1 protein-coding gene is annotated in these 1,194 nt (G+C 62.1%); it reads left to right on the top strand.

The window, feature by feature from the left end; genetic code table 11:
- The first annotated feature begins 2 nt into the window (after positions 1 to 2).
- Positions 3 to 1,193 carry an elongation factor Tu gene (gene tuf, locus DQW91_RS16440; RefSeq protein ID WP_112664719.1) on the top strand — a complete coding sequence of 397 codons (1,191 nt, stop codon included), beginning with the start codon at positions 3 to 5 and terminating at the stop codon, positions 1,191 to 1,193.
- The last annotated feature ends 1 nt before the right edge of the window (position 1,194 follow it).

Here is a 1,194-nt window from a genome sequence, read left to right on the forward strand (position 1 = left end):
CGATGGCGAAGGAAAAGTTTGAGCGGACAAAGCCGCACTGCAACATCGGGACGATTGGTCACGTTGACCATGGTAAGACGTCTCTGACTGCGGCGATCACGAAGGTTCTGGCGGAGAGCGGTGGCGCGACGTTCACGGCGTACGACCAGATTGACAAGGCGCCGGAAGAGAAGGCTCGTGGCATCACGATCTCGACGGCGCACGTCGAGTACGAGACGACGAACCGCCACTATGCGCACGTCGACTGCCCCGGCCACGCTGACTATGTGAAGAACATGATCACGGGTGCGGCGCAGATGGACGGCGCGATCCTGGTTGTGTCGTCGGCTGACGGCCCGATGCCGCAGACCCGCGAGCACATCCTGCTTGCCCGCCAGGTCGGCGTTCCGGCGCTTGTGGTGTTCATGAACAAGGTCGACATGGTCGACGACGCCGAGCTTCTCGACCTGGTCGAGCTCGAGGTCCGCGAGCTTCTGTCGAAGTACGACTTCCCGGGCGATGACATTCCGATCGTGAAGGGCTCGGCTCTTTGCGCACTGGAAGACCGCAGCCCCGAGATCGGCCGCGATGCGGTTATGAAGCTGATGGCTGAGGTTGACCGCTACATCCCGCAGCCGGAGCGTCCGATTGATCAGCCGTTCCTGATGCCGATCGAAGACGTGTTCTCGATCTCGGGCCGCGGCACGGTGGTGACGGGTCGCGTCGAGCGCGGCATCGTGAAGGTCGGTGAGGAAGTCGAGATCGTCGGCCTGAAGGACACGGTCAAGACGACGGTTACCGGCGTCGAGATGTTCCGCAAGCTGCTCGATCAGGGCCAGGCTGGCGACAACGTGGGCGTTCTGCTTCGTGGTACGAAGCGCGAGGACGTTGAGCGCGGTCAGGTGCTGTGCAAGCCCGGCTCGATCAAGCCGCACACGAAGTTCAAGGCTGAGGCTTACATCCTCACCAAGGAAGAGGGCGGCCGTCATACGCCGTTCTTCACGAACTACCGTCCGCAGTTCTACTTCCGTACGACGGACGTGACGGGCGTGGTGACGCTTCCCGAGGGCACCGAGATGGTGATGCCGGGCGACAACATCGCCATGGAAGTTCAGCTGATCGTTCCGATCGCCATGGAAGAGAAGCTCCGCTTCGCTATCCGTGAAGGTGGCCGCACCGTCGGCGCCGGCGTCGTCGCAGCGGTTATGGATTAAT

It is taken from the genome of Microvirga flavescens, from assembly GCF_003290125.1.
GTDB classification, from domain to species: Bacteria; Pseudomonadota; Alphaproteobacteria; order Rhizobiales; family Beijerinckiaceae; genus Microvirga; species Microvirga flavescens.